19 protein-coding genes are annotated in these 13,834 nt (G+C 67.2%); all 19 read right to left on the bottom strand.

Going from position 1 to position 13,834, the window contains the following annotated elements:
- Position 1: 1 nt before the first annotated feature.
- The 19 genes from FNV92_RS13760 to FNV92_RS13675 all read right to left on the bottom strand — a co-directional run bounded on the left by FNV92_RS13760 (position 2) and on the right by FNV92_RS13675 (position 13,811).
- Positions 2 to 454 (bottom strand): GCN5 family acetyltransferase, encoded by a 453-nt coding sequence (locus tag FNV92_RS13760; protein WP_143840578.1) that lies wholly within the window; start codon positions 452 to 454, stop codon positions 2 to 4.
- The gene (locus FNV92_RS13755; protein WP_143840579.1) at positions 451 to 1,140 is read right to left on the bottom strand and encodes a hypothetical protein; all 690 of its coding nucleotides are present in this window, start codon (positions 1,138 to 1,140) and stop codon (positions 451 to 453) included. Before FNV92_RS13755 ends, FNV92_RS13760 begins: the two co-directional genes overlap by 4 nt.
- Positions 1,137 to 1,769 carry a hypothetical protein gene (locus FNV92_RS13750; RefSeq protein WP_143840580.1) on the bottom strand — a complete coding sequence of 211 codons (633 nt, stop codon included), beginning with the start codon at positions 1,767 to 1,769 and terminating at the stop codon, positions 1,137 to 1,139. The genes FNV92_RS13755 and FNV92_RS13750 overlap by 4 nt, the downstream gene beginning before the upstream one ends.
- Positions 1,766 to 4,294: a hypothetical protein gene (locus FNV92_RS13745; RefSeq protein WP_143840581.1), complete on the bottom strand. Its 2,529-nt coding sequence runs from the start codon at positions 4,292 to 4,294 to the stop codon at positions 1,766 to 1,768. The genes FNV92_RS13750 and FNV92_RS13745 overlap by 4 nt, the downstream gene beginning before the upstream one ends.
- Positions 4,281 to 4,463, bottom strand: coding sequence for a phage tail assembly chaperone (locus FNV92_RS34690; RefSeq protein ID WP_465038565.1), 183 nt, complete (start codon positions 4,461 to 4,463; stop codon positions 4,281 to 4,283). The genes FNV92_RS13745 and FNV92_RS34690 overlap by 14 nt, the downstream gene beginning before the upstream one ends.
- A gap of 158 nt (positions 4,464 to 4,621) precedes the next feature.
- On the bottom strand, positions 4,622 to 5,035 hold the full coding sequence (locus tag FNV92_RS13740; RefSeq protein WP_143840582.1) for a hypothetical protein: 414 nt from the start codon (positions 5,033 to 5,035) through the stop codon (positions 4,622 to 4,624).
- Between the two features lie 90 nt (positions 5,036 to 5,125).
- Positions 5,126 to 6,613 carry a phage tail tube protein gene (locus FNV92_RS13735; RefSeq protein ID WP_143840583.1) on the bottom strand — a complete coding sequence of 496 codons (1,488 nt, stop codon included), beginning with the start codon at positions 6,611 to 6,613 and terminating at the stop codon, positions 5,126 to 5,128.
- Between the two features lie 25 nt (positions 6,614 to 6,638).
- A complete protein-coding gene (locus tag FNV92_RS13730; protein WP_143840584.1) occupies positions 6,639 to 7,052 on the bottom strand; it encodes a hypothetical protein in 414 nt (137 codons plus the stop codon).
- A gap of 1 nt (position 7,053) precedes the next feature.
- The gene (locus FNV92_RS13725; RefSeq protein WP_143840585.1) at positions 7,054 to 7,683 is read right to left on the bottom strand and encodes a hypothetical protein; all 630 of its coding nucleotides are present in this window, start codon (positions 7,681 to 7,683) and stop codon (positions 7,054 to 7,056) included.
- The gene (locus FNV92_RS13720) at positions 7,683 to 8,057 is read right to left on the bottom strand and encodes a hypothetical protein (RefSeq protein WP_143840586.1); all 375 of its coding nucleotides are present in this window, start codon (positions 8,055 to 8,057) and stop codon (positions 7,683 to 7,685) included. Before FNV92_RS13720 ends, FNV92_RS13725 begins: the two co-directional genes overlap by 1 nt.
- Positions 8,057 to 8,464, bottom strand: a complete 408-nt coding sequence (locus FNV92_RS13715) for a hypothetical protein (protein WP_143840587.1) — start codon at positions 8,462 to 8,464, stop codon at positions 8,057 to 8,059. The genes FNV92_RS13720 and FNV92_RS13715 overlap by 1 nt, the downstream gene beginning before the upstream one ends.
- 1 nt (position 8,465) lies before the next feature.
- Entirely contained in the window at positions 8,466 to 8,813 is a 348-nt protein-coding gene (locus tag FNV92_RS13710; RefSeq protein WP_143840588.1) for a phage fiber-tail adaptor protein, read from the bottom strand.
- Between the two features lie 12 nt (positions 8,814 to 8,825).
- Positions 8,826 to 9,788 carry a hypothetical protein gene (locus FNV92_RS13705; protein WP_143840589.1) on the bottom strand — a complete coding sequence of 321 codons (963 nt, stop codon included), beginning with the start codon at positions 9,786 to 9,788 and terminating at the stop codon, positions 8,826 to 8,828.
- A gap of 6 nt (positions 9,789 to 9,794) precedes the next feature.
- Entirely contained in the window at positions 9,795 to 10,733 is a 939-nt protein-coding gene (locus FNV92_RS13700; RefSeq protein ID WP_168213228.1) for an SGNH/GDSL hydrolase family protein, read from the bottom strand.
- On the bottom strand, positions 10,720 to 11,385 hold the full coding sequence (locus FNV92_RS13695; protein ID WP_143840591.1) for a hypothetical protein: 666 nt from the start codon (positions 11,383 to 11,385) through the stop codon (positions 10,720 to 10,722). The genes FNV92_RS13700 and FNV92_RS13695 overlap by 14 nt, the downstream gene beginning before the upstream one ends.
- A 4-nt stretch (positions 11,386 to 11,389) precedes the next feature.
- Complete coding sequence (locus tag FNV92_RS13690; RefSeq protein WP_143840592.1) at positions 11,390 to 12,268, bottom strand: hypothetical protein; 879 nt, start codon at positions 12,266 to 12,268, stop codon at positions 11,390 to 11,392.
- A 15-nt stretch (positions 12,269 to 12,283) separates the two neighbouring features.
- On the bottom strand, positions 12,284 to 12,691 hold the full coding sequence (locus tag FNV92_RS13685; protein WP_143840593.1) for a hypothetical protein: 408 nt from the start codon (positions 12,689 to 12,691) through the stop codon (positions 12,284 to 12,286).
- 39 nt (positions 12,692 to 12,730) lie between these two features.
- A complete protein-coding gene (locus FNV92_RS13680; protein ID WP_143840594.1) occupies positions 12,731 to 13,435 on the bottom strand; it encodes a head-tail connector protein in 705 nt (234 codons plus the stop codon).
- A gap of 31 nt (positions 13,436 to 13,466) precedes the next feature.
- Positions 13,467 to 13,811, bottom strand: a complete 345-nt coding sequence (locus tag FNV92_RS13675; RefSeq protein WP_244623704.1) for a hypothetical protein — start codon at positions 13,809 to 13,811, stop codon at positions 13,467 to 13,469.
- Between the last annotated feature and the right edge of the window lie 23 nt (positions 13,812 to 13,834).

Raw genomic sequence — 13,834 nt, 5'->3', positions numbered from 1 at the left:
GTCAGATCGCCTTCAGGAAATGGGTTTCGGCGCGCTGATAGCCGCGGCGCACGTAAAGCCTGGCGACATCCGGGTCCTCGCCCATCCCGGCCATGCCGGTGAAGGCGCAGCCCTTGCCCTTGGCCCAGGCCTCATAGGCGTCAAGCATGGCGATCGCCGCGCGGCCGCGATGGGCAGGATCGATCCACCAGACGGTTTCGCGCGCCAGCCAGACCGGACCGAACGGATGCTGTGACGCGACCGCCAGCAGCAGGCCCTGCGCCACGCCGCCGACGTCGAGCGCCAGGCAGCAGGCGTTCATCATCTCGAGATGGGTCACGAACAGCCGCTCGGCGTAACGCGGCACGAACGGAAAGGCGAAGCCGGCGCCGCCGTTGAAGCCGGCAGCATCGTGCGAGGCATGCAACAGCTCGATCGCCCGCGCCGCGTCGGCCATGACCGCCGGACGGATCATCGGACCAGCCCCGCGCCGCGCGTGAGCGCAACCAGGCCAGGCGAGCCGCCGGTGACGCCAAGCACGCCCGGATCCTTGCCCCAATATTGCTGCCACTCCGACACCGTCGCCGTGTGCAGATAGAAATCATCGGCGGGATCGCGCAGCTTTTGCGAGGCATCCGAGCGCGTGTCCGGATTGGAGCGCGTCAGCTCCTGCGTGTTGCCGGTGCAGGTCAGCGTGACGTCGCCGGTCTCGCCTTCCTTCGGCGTCGTGACCGGCGCCTCGTCGATGGTGCCGGCAAAGCGCGGAAACGCCGGCGCGACCATGACGCGGGTCGACGCATCGAACAGCCCGCGAAACACCTGCACCTTGCCCTGCTTGCAGTCGTAGGTGCGCACCAGATCGTTGACGCGGCTCGCCGCTTGCGCGAGCGTGATGGTGATAGTCTGCACCGTCAGGTTGGAGACGACCGGGATGTCGGAGATCTCGACCAGCCCGGCCGCGCCGGCAAATGTCCGCGTCACCGTGCTGCCGGTCTCAGGGTCGATCACGTCGGCCGAGATCGAGCCGACATCCGACCAGTAGCCATCCGTGACGGGATTGCCGGTCGAGCGGTCGCGCACGACGAACCAGACGAAATCGCGCGCGATCAGGCGGCGCGCCTGCAACGCGGTGTAGTTGCCGGATGCGAGCGAGCGGGTCATGGCAGAACTTGCACGGCCTTGAACGAAATCACCGAGCTGACCGGCCCGTTGGTGCTGGCCTGCACCGAGCCAGGCACCAGCATGAAATAGCCCTTCGGTTTCTTCAGGGTGACCGCCGCCGACAGCGAGAAGCCGGGCCGGATATGCGGGCGCACCTCGAATTGCGCCGTGGTGCCGCTGCCATTGGCGGTCACGGCCTCGACGACCTGGTGCAGGGCCCGGCCGCCGGAATAATCGAACGCCAGATAGTCGCCGATCGACAGCGCAAATGACGGGTCGAGCCCCGACAGCGCCAGCGCCTTGTTGTTGGCATTGACCGAGGCCAGCACGCCGGTGTCGTTGAAGACACCATCCGCATGGCTGCGCGGATAGAGCCGGCGCAGATCGCCGGCGGTGAAGATGTTGACGACACCGTCGAGCGAATTGAGCCGCGCCTCATAGGCAACGGCGTCGTCGTTGTCGATGGTGTCGGTCGAGAACTCCGGCATCCACAGTGCAGAGCCGAGATCCTTGCCGATGGTGACGCCGCTGGCGAGCCGCGACAGTTCCTGACGCGAGACCAGCGGAAAACTCTGGCTGGCGATCGGGACGAGCGTCTGCAGATCGGTAAGCGGGAACGAAATGCTCATAGCCGCCGCGCCCTCGCCTTGTTGCCGGCCGCGCCGACATGGTCGACGAATTGCGGACTGCTAGCGTAGGCACTGATGCCCTGAGCCGTGGTCGCATGGGACACGTTCTTGACGTAGGCCTGCAGCTTGCCGTCGTCATCGACGGTGACGCCGACCGACACATGCACCGCCTGCGCACCACCACTGCTGGCGCCACCACCGAGCGCCCCCTGCCCCGCCATCGCCATCGAGACGTCATGCGGAATGACGCGCGTGCCGGACGGCAGGTCGAGGATCTCGCCGCCATCCTCATTGATCATCGCCGGGCCGCCCGGCGCTGAATTGGTGCCGCTCGCATACATCGGGATCGACAACCCCCCGGTGCCGGCGCCAAGGCCGGAGGACCAGGTCGCCACGCTGCCGCTACCTGCGGACCCTCCCCCGCCACCGAGCAGGCCCAGCAGGCCGCCGGTGCCGCCTCCGGAGCCGCCGAAAGCGGATTGCCACAGCTGGTCGGCTGCCATCGCCGCCAGCTTGTCGGCGATCTTGCCCAGCGCCGACAGGCCCGCGGCCTCGAACGCCTGCCAGAAATTCTGGCCGTTCCGCAGGTTCTGCCCCAACTCCGTCAGGAAACCGCGGTTGACCTCTTGGCCGAGCGAGGACAGCTCGCGGATCGCGCTGTTGAAGCGGATCTCCGCCGCATAGGACGAATTGAGCGCAGCCGGAATGTCGCTGCCGTACAGCCCCCGCAGCTGCCGCGCGATCTGGACGTCCTGCGGCGACAGCAACGCGGTCGCGCGATCGAACTTGATGTCGGACGCGATCTTGGCCTTTTCCAGCGCCTCGGCTGCGTTGCCGGCCTGCTCGGACAGGCGCTGCATCTCCTCGCGCATCGACGCCGTGATCGTGGTCCCGTCCTTCATTGCCGCGGCCGTCAACTGCGCAACGACCTTGGCGCGTTCCTGCGCGGCCGCGGACTCGCCGACCGTCTGCGCAGCAGCCTTGGTGACCTCGATATATTTGAGGACAGATTCCTTGGCGCGATCGTAGGCGCCGGCGACGTCGTCCTGCGGCGCTTTCGACCGATCGTTCATGCGGTTGAGGCCCTCGGCCAGGCGCCGGCGCGCGTCCGCCATCAGCGCCGCGCGCTGCGCCTCGGCCTGGTCAACGCCGCTCGACGGTGTCGACAGCGCGCCGATCGAGGCCGCGCCGATTGCCAGCGGGATGCCGACAGGCGATGCCTGCGCAATATAGGGCGCCGCCTTGCCGATCAGCTGGCCGGCGGTCTGGATGAATTCGAGCAGAGGCGCCAGCGCCGCCGCAATGCGTTCGCCGACCTTGAAAACCGCATCGGCCGCCTTGGCGATGGCCTCGACGATGTCGACCCAGATCTCCTTCATCTTGATCCCGAGCTGCGTCAGCAGATCCTGGACCGGATGCCAGCGTTGCGAGAGTATCTTTTCGGCGGCGTCGAGCCGGTTCTGCAGGTCGACGGCGCGCTGGATATCGCCCGCCGAGATCAGCTCCTTGGCCGAGATCTCGTCGGCCGATTCCAGCATCTTGTCGAGATAGCCGGAATCCTTGGCGAGACTGGCCGCGAGCTGGTCGCCGCCGAAGGCCTTGACGATATCGAGCGCGGCCAGGCGCTGGCCCTTTTCGAGCGCCTGGTCGTACAGGTCCGACAGCGCGCGCAGCCGTTCCTCGTTCGAATTGGCGCCCTTGAGCGCGCCAACGCCGCTGTTGCCGGAGAAGTTGCCGGCCTTGACCAGCTCGTCCAGCCGGTTCTGAGCAGTCGAGCCGCCAAGCACCGGCGCGGCCGCAGCGCTCAGCTGCTTGAATGCCTCGGTCAGCGCCGCGACCGGCGTCTTGGCATCCTCGGCCGCCTTGGCGATACGCTGATAGAACTCGGTCGACACACCGGATGCCGCGGCCTTTTCAGACAGCGCGACATATTCGGCGAGCCTCTCATTGCCGAGACGCCAGGCCTCGGTGACCAGCTTGATGCCGTCATAGATCAGCAGTCCCTTGCCGAGCAGAGACAGCGCCGGCAGCAGGCGCGCGATGATCGAGGTCGCGGCGCCGCCCAGCGTCGGACTGAAAGCTTCCATGGCTGCGCCGGCAACCTTGACGTTGCCGGCGAGCGCGGCGAAGGCCGGTAACGAGGTCTCGGCCGCCGTGCCGAGCCGCACCAGGCCCGTGCCGGCGACATTGGTCGCCGTCACGATGCCGGTCGCAACGCCCTCCAGCGCCACGCCGGCGCCCTTGAGCGCCGGCACGGCCATTTCGTTGACGACGCCGCGGAACGCCGGCGAGAATGCATAGGCGGCCTCGGCAGCCTGGCGCAGATGGTTCGCAGCCGACGCGGCGCCCTCGCCCGTCAGCGACCAGCCCTCGCGGTTGTCATTCGCGATCGACCTCGTCTGAGACAGGTTCTGGTTGGCGGCGTTGATCGACTGCGTCAGCCGGTCGAGCGCGGCCCGCGTTTGATCGAGACCCTCGTCGCGGCCGCGAACCGTAACCGTCCGGATGGTGTCAAGCGTCGGCATTTTGCTCTCTGGCTTTCAAGTGGCCGAGATAGGCGGCATCCATCGCGCGGATGATGCCGACCAGGCGATCGAACTCGTCACCGACCAGGCCGTAACGCTCGGCGAAAGCGTCGATCGAGCGCCAGGGAATGACGCCGCGATCGAAGCCAACCGGGCGATCGGTCGACAGCTCACGAAACGCGTAAGCCTCGAAAGCCAGATGCGGGAAAAGATCGACCCGGCTGGCAACGCACGGCAGCGAGGACAGCGGAATGCCTGCCCCTGTCGCCGCCGCGACGATGCCATCGATCTTGTCCGCCCAATCCAGCTGCCAGGTCAGGACGTCGATCAGTTTTTTACCTCGAGCCCGCCCTCGGCCTTGCGGCGGTTGGCGACGACCTCGGCCGCCCAGGCGACGCCCTCGCGGAAGTCACGCGCATCCGGATCGAACAGCAGGCTTTCGCCGAGGTCGCGCGTGTACTTGATCGGCGTCTTTTCGTCGTCCTCGGTCATGCCGTCCCAGTCGATCAGGACAGTCTCGAGCAGCAACGTCGCGAGGATGCGGTCCTGCTCGGCCGGCTTCAGCCCCTCGATCCGGTCCGAGCGCGGGATCTCGCGGGTCAGCTTGGCCTCGAGCATGCGGTAATCGCTGTTGTGCGCACCGCGGACCTTGAGACGGACGCCGGGCAGGTTCGGGATCTTGTCGACCCAATCGCCCTGCTCGGCGAGCCTGGAATCGTTCTTGACGGCTGACAGCTTCAAAGGTGCCTCCTGTTTTGCTGCGTGGGTGGAGAGGTGCGCGCCGGCGACCGCAAGCTGCGGCGCCGGTCGCGTTGAGCATGCCGCTACGCGTCAGCTCGTCGGCAGATACCAGAACCGGCCGACCGACATGGTGTAGCCGAGCGTGGCATGGCGGATGGCCGTGAACGGCGCATCGATCATCACGTCCTGATTTTTACCGGAGACGGACGGCGAACCGCCGGACATCTTGATCGCCGGCAGATCCATCACGATGGTCTCGCGGTTGCCGTCGCTGCGGCCGACGCGCTGGTCGTAAGAGGTCAGCGTGTTGTTGACGATCTTCTGATAGATCGACGGATCGCCGAAATAGGTCTGCAGCGAACCGGAGACGTTGAACTCGCCGTTGCCGATGCCGACCGCGCCGATCGAGCCGATCGCCTTTTGCGCCCGCAGATTGTTGTTGATGTTGATCGTCGCCTGCATCACGAAATTCGGCCCCGTGATGACCGAGCCATCGAAGCCGAGACGGCCGACATTGGTCGAGGTGTTGAGCACGCCATAGCTCGGCGCGGCGACATCGGTCGCGCCTGATACCCGCGCCATCGGCGACGGCAGATAGGCGTCGCGGCCGATATAATTCTTGGTGTAGGTCGCGATGTCCTGCTGCTTGGCCTCGATCGCCAGCGTGTTGAGCGTCATGCCGCGCAGATATTCGTAGGTGACCGGCGAGTGATCGAGATACTGGCGCTCGATGGTGTTGGAGCGCTTGGTCGAGGCGTTGGTCAGGAAATCGCCGGTAAAGACGCGGATGGTCTTGCCCGTGCCCGTGTCGGCGGCCCAGCCCGCCGGCACGCGATCGAACGTGACCTTCTTCGCGGCAACCGAGGCGATGCGGCAGAAATCATTGTTGGCCGCCGTGCCGGCAAACGAGCAGTTGGCGTTGTCGCCATCGCCGACCTTGACCCATTCGCCCGGCACCATGCCGAAGGTGGTGAAATCGGCCGCCGTGCAGGCCAGGCCATTGCCGCCGGCGGTGACCGCGGTGATGTCGCCGCTGGCGCCCTCGAAGCCGACCTGGCGCACGCTGGCGCCGACCGGAATGACGGCATCGGCGGAATAGGTCGCGGCCGGATAGACGATCGAGGTGCCGGTCGACGAGACCACCTTGGCGAGCTTGTTGTTGGCTGCGGTCGGCAGGTTCTGCGTCAGCGTCAGCATACCCGCGACGAATTGCGCGCCGCCGGCGGAGACCGTCAACGTCGTGGCAGCGACGTCGGAGATCTCGGTGTCGGCGGTCACGACCGTGATCGACGGGCTGTTCGACCAGGTGCCCTGCAGCGCCTCCTCGAAATCGTCATCCGCCACGCCGAACGCCAGCTCGCCGCCGACATTGCCGCTGGCATCCTCGCCGACCAGGATCAGGTCGGTCACCTGGCGGTCGCCGCGGATCTCGGCGCTGATCTTGGTCTGCGGATTGGCGGCCAGGCTGCTCGAGGTCTGGCGCACCGCCTTGAATGCCGGGTTGGCCGGGATGACGCCGAAGGTGGCTTCGCGGACTTTCGCCAGCGCAACGCGGTTCGTAGACTGAAGATCAGCCATCGTGACAGCTCCAAAGGGTTAGGGTTTAGGCGAAAAAATCCGACTGATACGGCACAGCCGAGGACAGCTCGACGCGCGTGCCGCTGGAGAATTGCGCGTCTCCCTGCACGCCAGGGCTCGGCGCGAAGGTGGTGACGCCGGCAAACTGCTTGCCGCGGAACAGCGCGCGCGCCTGATCCAGCCATGTGTTCGGCAGCGAGATCGGATCGCCGATGCGCACGCTCATCACCAGGCGGAACGCGCCGCTTTCGCGCCAGACGTTGTTGCCGGGCGCGCCGATCGAGATCTGCTGCTCGATCGCGACGGGAAACTGCAGCGTCAGGAAGGTCGCGCCGTCCGCCGGCGGCTGCGCTGCCTCGTCCTGGTCGAGCACGGCACAAAGCGTAAAATTGGCCTTGAGCCGCGCCGTGACGGCATCGATGACGGTTTGCCGTGCCACCCTACCCTCGCAGCGTGATGACGATCGCCGGCACGCGCAGATCGTTGCCGGCCTTGCCGGAGATCAGCTCGCCTCCGAGCGGCGCCCGGAACGAGAAACGGATCACGGCCTGGTTGCCGAACCGCTTTGCGGCGAGCGCGGCGACGGCCTCGAAAACGCCGTGCGGCGCCTGGCGCGATTCCGGAGGCCTGCCAGAGCTGCCCTCGATCTTGCGCGCGTAAGGCAGCGGCGACAGGAACACGTATTCCCGCGCTGGCGACACCTCCCCGGCCGGATCGACCAGGACGCCATCGGCAAAGAACTGGAACGAGTCCCGAAATTCGCCCGTCAACACCGGCGCGAAGGTGCGCAGCTGCTCGGAGATCCAGCCGAACAGCTCGCCGAGCAGCTCGAACGAATAGACGATCACGCCATCGGGCCGGACCTGGTCCTCGCGCACGCCGACGGCGCCGTCGACGATCGTGGTGTGCGGCGGCACGTAGCCGAGCGCGGCTCGGTTGGTCTGCTCGGCCGCGGCGAGCTGCTCGCGCGCGAATTCCGCCAGCCGCGCCGAGCGCGCCGCCGGCGAGAATTCCTCGGCGATCAGGACCTCGAAATCGAGGTCGAGCCCGTCGACAGAGCCATCAAACATCAGCCACCCGCAAAGATGTCCAGGCCGGTCACGACACCGGCGACGCGCCGCGTCATGTCGTCGGGATACTTGATCGCCAGCTCGCGGCCGCCGACCTCGATCTTGTCGTTGGTGGTCAATGGCAGCAGCGCCGACAACGCGACCTTGCCGGACAGAACCTTGGCCGCCGGATCATTGATGACGATCACCTTGCAGTCGCCCGCCCGGATGCTGCCAACCAGCTGCTCGGCCTTGAGCCCGACCGGGCGGCCGCGCACGATGGCCTCAGTCGATACCCGCGCATTGGCAGGCCCCGACCAGCGGCGAATGATGACATCCTCGCCGTGCTCGTCGAGCTGACGGCGAAGCATGTCGAGCGCCTCGTCGGCGGTCATCAGACCGGCTTTCCGTCAATGACCTGGCCATCGAACGTGCCAAATGAACCGCCCTGCTCGCTCGAGCCATCGTTTGGGCCGCCATTGCTCGCAGTCATGCGGCCGATGACCTGGTCGAGCGCGGCCCGCGTGGTCTCTAACGAGCCCACGTGGCCCTTGAGCGCCGCGTGCTGGTCGTCGATATCGGCCAGTACGGTGTCGTAGCGCTGGCCGGTGACGGCGAGATCGTTCTCGAGCTTTTCGGCGCGGTTGAGCCGGCCGGCGAAGCCCGCCAGCTCGATCGGCCGCTTGATGGTGCGGTTCATGTCGATAGCCTCCAAAAAATCCGGGTTGCGTTCGATCGCGATCAGCAGCCGGCGCAGCGCCAGGCGCCGATGCGCGTTTTCGACCAGCTGCTCGATCTCCACGTCACTTGCTCTTGACCTTGAGCTTGACGGTCTGGTCCATGGTGCGGCCGCCGGCCGTGGTGATGCGGTTCTGCACCAGGTAGCTTTCGCCCTCGGCGCCGCCCGCCAGCCACACCTTGGTGTGCGTCGAGGTATAGCTCGAGCTGTTGGCGACCAGCGTTCCGGACGGCAGCGTAAAGCTCGAGCTGGCGATGGTGTCCGCCGGCTGCGGCACCAGCTCGCTGGTGGGGACAAGGCCCAGCAGATCGGGAGCAACGAGGGCCAGCTCGTCGGCGGAATACAGCCGCATGGTCCAGTCGAGATCGTAATCGAGGATCTCGTCGGGATCTTTCGCCGGCCAGGTTTTCATGACTGCCCCTCTTTAAGCCGCAACCGAGATGGTCCGGCTTTCGCTGTCGACCGCGACGCGGCGCCGCTCGGCATCGACCGCGACGACCCGCTCGGACAGCGCAAAGCTGCCGCTCGGCGAGCCGAGGCGCGCCGCGCAGGTGAGGCTGGCGAGCGTCACGGACGCGGCCGCGCGCGCGGTCACCGTCGCCGTCGCGCTCGCCGTCAGCGCCCCCAGCGCCGAATTGTTGTTGGCCGCGACCGGCGCGGTTGCGGTCGAAACCATCGTCAGCGCGCCCAGCACCGGCGCCGCCGCGGCAGACGCGATCGCCCTCGCCTGCGCGCTCGCCGTCAGGGCGCCCAGCGTGGCCGCCAGGGCCGCGGTCGGCCCCGTGGTCGCGGTGGCGACAACGACGAGCCCGCCGAGCGTGACGCCGGCGGTCGCGGCCACCGGGTCCGCCGCCGCCGCCGAGCTCGTCAGCGCGCCCAGCGTGGCGCTGCAGCTGGCCTGGACCTGTGCCTGCGCGGTTGCGGCCACCGTCAGGCTTGCCAGCGTGACGTTGGCGGAGAAGCCCGCGCCGTTCTGAGCCGTCGCCGCCAGCGTCAGCGCACCCAGCGTCGCCGAGACGCTCGCCGCCACCGGCGCAGCCGCGCTGGCGGCGCTGGCGAGGGCCGCCAGCGTTGGCGCGGCTTGCGCCTGCGCGATCACCACCGCCGTCGCGGAGGCCGTCAGCGCCCCCAGCGTGGCCGCCAGGGCGGCATTGCCGGAGCCGGTCGACGCCGTGGCCGACGACGTCAGCGCGCCCAGCGTGACCGCAGCCTGCGCCTGGACAACCACGGAGGCGGTCGCCGTGCTGGTCAACGTGCCCAGCGTCGGCGAGGCCGCGGCCGAGCCGATCGCGACCGCGGCAGCCGAGGACGTCAGGGCGCCCAGAGCGACCGACGCGGTCGCGCTGGCAGCGCCTGCCGAAGTGGAGCGAAGGAGAAGCAGCAGCATCTGTTCTTAAGCCGTCGTGACCGAATAGGCGCCGTTGACGCCGCCGACAGTCAGCGTTGCCGTCACCTGCGTCGCGCCGGCGGCCGACGAGGTCAGCCGCACCTGCACCTGGTCGTAAGGCGCCACCGTGCCGGGCGACGACGTGAAGCCGCCGCCATTGACCGAATAGGTGCCGCCCGCAATCGAGATCGCCGCCGGCGCGGTGAAGCCGTTCAGCTCCACAGCGCCAGAGGTGAACACGGTCGAGCGCGCCGCGCCCGTGACCGCCGTGAAGCTGTACGAGGCCGGCGTGGTGTCGTTGACATTGGCAATGCCGAACCGGGTCCGCACCAATTCGGCCATCGGCCGCTTGCCGCGATCAGTCGGATGCACCGCGTCGGCAAAGTGAAAATCGTTCGGGTCCTGCAGCTCGGCGATCGCGCCGAAATCGACCAGGCCATTGGCGAAGGTCTGCCAGTTGGCCCGCAGCCAGGTGTTGAGGGCCACCCGGTAGCCTTCCATCGTCGAATTCCAGCCATTGCCGACATCGTTGCGCGGCAGCAGCGTTCCGATCGCAGCGTAATAACCGGTCGCGCGCGCCTTCCCGACCAGGGAAGTTAGATCCGAGCGCAGTTGCACGTCGGTGTGCCCCAGCGCCTGGATGTCGTTGGTCCCATAAAGGAACACGATCACACTCGAGGTCGACGCGTTGTAGGACGGCGCGATCTGGCTGCTGTAATTGGTGTTGGCATCGGCCGCCGTATCTCCGCTCTGGCCGATATTGATGTTCGCCCTTCCCGTGTTTGCCGTGAATTGATCGGGAAACGAGACGTTTCCGACGATGTCCTGCGTGATGCTGTCGCCGGAGAACACGACGCCGTTCGGCATCGATAGCGTGCTTGGCACCACGATCGGCGCGTAGACGCTGAGCAGGCCAACCATCAGCGCACTTTCAAAGAAGGCCATAGCCGGACGGCATGGTCCAGCCGCCGGGCAGCGCGGTCTGGATGGTGTAGCCCTGCCCCGCGACGTCGAGCGCGCCGACCGCGGCATAGAAGGTCGAGCCCGAGATCTGCGTTGCGAAATTGAAGCCGCCGGTTCCGGCAGCGACATCCGACGCAGTGCGCACCGTGCCGGCCGAGCCGTAGAAATTCACGCCGTCGATCGTGAACCAGGCGAGCTTGCCGGTCGCGTCGATGCAGAGCCCCGCGGTCGCGCCGGAGCCCATGCTCGGCGGCAGCGAATCCACATTCGATCCCGCGGCCCAGATGCCCGCCGAGCTGCTGAAAAAGCCGACGTTGCCCGTACCAGCAAAGCCCGGACAACCCCGGTTGGCGCCATCGGTAATGCCCAGCGCCGCGTAGTCGGCCGGCATGCTGTCGACATGGGCGATGAAGAATTTCTTGCCCGACAGCGCCGGCGACGTCAGCACCTGGCCGGTCTGCACACCTCCGGTGTTGGTGACTGCGGTGCAAACGACCGTCTTGTTTGCGTTCGAAAACGTCCAGGTGCCGGTGTCGGCCGGCGACGTGAAGGTCGCAGCACCACCACCGCCGCCGGTCGGTGCTGGCCTGTACCATCCGTTCTGACGCTGCCAATTCGCGCCCGCGCTCCACATCAAGTCAGATCCAGAGAATTTCGCCGGTCAGATCGCCCGCGACGACCGCGGTCGTGTCCGAGTCGGCCTGCAGCTTGGTGATCGCGTAGGCGATTCCAGTCGCGTCGGGGCGGCCGTGCGGGAAGTAATGCGAGAAGCCGCCGCCCGCGGGGATCGGGATCGTCCAGGTCGGCGTATCCGTTCCGACCGTCGGCGCCGACGCCTTGTTGTAAAGCTTCAGGAACACGGTATAGGCCGCATTGTTGAACAGCTGGATGCTGTAGATCGCGCCCGCGCTTGCCTTCAGGCTGGTCGCGTTGGTGCTCGCGGCCGAATTGACCCGCGATTTCGTCATGCCGTTGGCGCTGGCCGTCGGCTTCAACCATCCGATCAGCGTTGTGATGTTCTGCGCGAGACGCTGCAGGCGACCGTTGAGGCCCGACGATGCCGTGTCGGACGCCGGCGCGGTCTCGGTCAAGCTGCCGAGCTGCGCCTTGCCCTCGGTCGAGAAAGCGACCGGCGCCGACGCGGAGTCCGCTGCCGTCCCGTTCGGGTTGGCATTGTCGATCCGCACCACCTGCGCAAACGCCTGCGCCGTCCGCGTATGCGTGCCGCTCTGCGAGCCCGTGGTGTTGATCGCCGCACCGCCCGGCGTCGCCGCCAGATTGTAGGTGTTGGTGACCGGATTCTTGACATAGACCGTCGCGCCGGCGGTCAGTCCGGTGGCCAAAGCGCCCGTCGTGGTCAGCACGATCGGCTGCCCGTCCGCGAAGGTGTGCCCGGTGTCCGTCACGACGCAGGGCGAGGCGATCGTCATCGTCACGGTCGCCGCCGTCGCCGCGCCGATGTCGACGGCCGCCACGGCGACGCCGAGACCTGGCGTAATCTGGACGTTGCTGGTCATGGCGGCGCTCCCGGCTTACGCGTTGCCGTCGGTCAGCGTGAAGCTGGTGACGTTGACGGTCTGGCCGTTGGCGATCGAGGTGTTGTCGATCGTCATGTCGCCGCCGCCGCCGGTCGCCGTGATGGTGCCCTGCATGTGGCAGGTGGTGCCGGCGCTGTCGACGATGCGGAAATAGCCCGCGGTGCCGCCGGCGAGCGCCGTGCCCGCGATCGGCGTGCCATTGAACGATTTGGAGCCGCTCGACGCATTCGCAGCCCAGTCCGACGCCAGAGTGTCCTCGAGCAGCTTGGTGCCGCTCGCAGCCGTGGCGCAGCTCGCCGGCATCGAGCCGGTGTACATTTGCAGCTTGGCCGCGGTGCCGATCGCCGTCTCGATCGCATCGAGCCGGGCGTTGCGCGCGGCGACGGACAGTTGAATGCTCATGTGCGGAGATCCTCGTTAGGGTTGCGGGAGACGCCGCGCCTATTCGACGCGGAGATTGGCCAGCAGGCTCGCGATCGCCTTTTGCGTCACGGCCGCGAATTCCGGATTGCTCTGGTAGCGCTTGGAGCCGACGCCCTCGACGCGGTCCTCGAAAACCATCTGGTCGCGCGACATCAGCGGCATCAGGTCGCGCACAGCCAGGCACACAGCCATCTTGAGCTGGCGCGGCATGACGTTCTGGTCCTCGTCATAGCCGCAGGTGAAGCGGATGCGGACGGAGGCATCGTCGACGCGCGCATTCGGCCAGGCGCCCTGGAACGGCGGCGCGATCGCCTGCTTTTCCAGCGGCGCGCCGAGGCCGAGAATGCGGTAGCCGCTGCCGAGCGCGAGCGGCTGGTCGACGCCGGCCTGGTCCAGATATTTGACGCTAACGACCTTGAGCAGCGGCGGATAAGGCAGCGGGATCGCCATCGGGTTGTTGAACGGCGCAACGGCGGCGCGGCGATCGTTGAACGAGCGCAGCTGCAGCTCCCAGGTCTGCTCGCGCAAGGCGCGGTTGAGCACGCCGGACGCGGCGTCGAGATTGTCCGTCGCCGCCCAAATGGCCGCCTGGATGATCGGGTCCTGGCTGGCCGAGGCAATGCCCAGCATCTTCTTGCAGTCGGCGAGCGAGATCACCTCGTCGTCCGCCGGTTCGATCAAGACCGGACGGCCGCCATCGCTGATGTCGTTATTGCGGAACATGCGCGAGATCCTCGACGGCGGCCGGACGTGGTTACTTCTGGGCGTCAGACTGCGCTGCGACGGCCTCGGCCTCGCGCGCATCCACAGCGGCCACGATCGCCGCGATGATGTCCGATTTCTTGGTCGCACCCTTCAGGTCGATACCGTTGCGCTCGGCGCCGGCCTTCAGCTCGTCGACCGTGCTTGCGTCCAGCTCGGCGCGCCATTCGGCTTTGGCCTGCGCGCGCACATGCGCCTCGAGGCGCGCCTCGTCGTCCTTGGTCGGCATTCGGGCGCCGCCGACGCCGATCAGCCGGCGCGCCTCGGCGTCGTCGTGATCGTGAGGATCGCCCGGTTTCAATTCCGTGCCATCCGCAAGCGTATGGTACGACGTCATGATGACTCGCATCGTTCTCAACC

Origin of the sequence: Bradyrhizobium cosmicum, assembly GCF_007290395.2 — a bacterium.
GTDB lineage: Bacteria > Pseudomonadota > Alphaproteobacteria > Rhizobiales > Xanthobacteraceae > Bradyrhizobium > Bradyrhizobium cosmicum.
Note: the sequence above shows the minus strand (reverse complement) of the source record. Positions and strands in the feature narration are given on the sequence as shown.

Coding starts and splice junctions, on each gene's coding strand:
- FNV92_RS13745 (WP_143840581.1), bottom strand. CDS start 4,294: ATGCCGACGCTTGACACCATCCGGACGGTTACGGTTCGCGGCCGCGAC.
- FNV92_RS13725 (WP_143840585.1), bottom strand. CDS start 7,683: ATGTTTGATGGCTCTGTCGACGGGCTCGACCTCGATTTCGAGGTCCTG.
- FNV92_RS13700 (WP_168213228.1), bottom strand. CDS start 10,733: ATGGCCTTCTTTGAAAGTGCGCTGATGGTTGGCCTGCTCAGCGTCTAC.
- FNV92_RS13705 (WP_143840589.1), bottom strand. CDS start 9,788: ATGCTGCTGCTTCTCCTTCGCTCCACTTCGGCAGGCGCTGCCAGCGCG.
- FNV92_RS13690 (WP_143840592.1), bottom strand. CDS start 12,268: ATGACCAGCAACGTCCAGATTACGCCAGGTCTCGGCGTCGCCGTGGCG.
- FNV92_RS13735 (WP_143840583.1), bottom strand. CDS start 6,613: ATGGCTGATCTTCAGTCTACGAACCGCGTTGCGCTGGCGAAAGTCCGC.
- FNV92_RS13755 (WP_143840579.1), bottom strand. CDS start 1,140: ATGACCCGCTCGCTCGCATCCGGCAACTACACCGCGTTGCAGGCGCGC.
- FNV92_RS13675 (WP_244623704.1), bottom strand. CDS start 13,811: ATGACGTCGTACCATACGCTTGCGGATGGCACGGAATTGAAACCGGGC.
- FNV92_RS13760 (WP_143840578.1), bottom strand. CDS start 454: ATGATCCGTCCGGCGGTCATGGCCGACGCGGCGCGGGCGATCGAGCTG.
- FNV92_RS13695 (WP_143840591.1), bottom strand. CDS start 11,385: ATGTGGAGCGCGGGCGCGAATTGGCAGCGTCAGAACGGATGGTACAGG.
- FNV92_RS13680 (WP_143840594.1), bottom strand. CDS start 13,435: ATGTTCCGCAATAACGACATCAGCGATGGCGGCCGTCCGGTCTTGATC.
- FNV92_RS13685 (WP_143840593.1), bottom strand. CDS start 12,691: ATGAGCATTCAACTGTCCGTCGCCGCGCGCAACGCCCGGCTCGATGCG.
- FNV92_RS13750 (WP_143840580.1), bottom strand. CDS start 1,769: ATGAGCATTTCGTTCCCGCTTACCGATCTGCAGACGCTCGTCCCGATC.
- FNV92_RS13720 (WP_143840586.1), bottom strand. CDS start 8,057: ATGACCGCCGACGAGGCGCTCGACATGCTTCGCCGTCAGCTCGACGAG.
- FNV92_RS13710 (WP_143840588.1), bottom strand. CDS start 8,813: ATGAAAACCTGGCCGGCGAAAGATCCCGACGAGATCCTCGATTACGAT.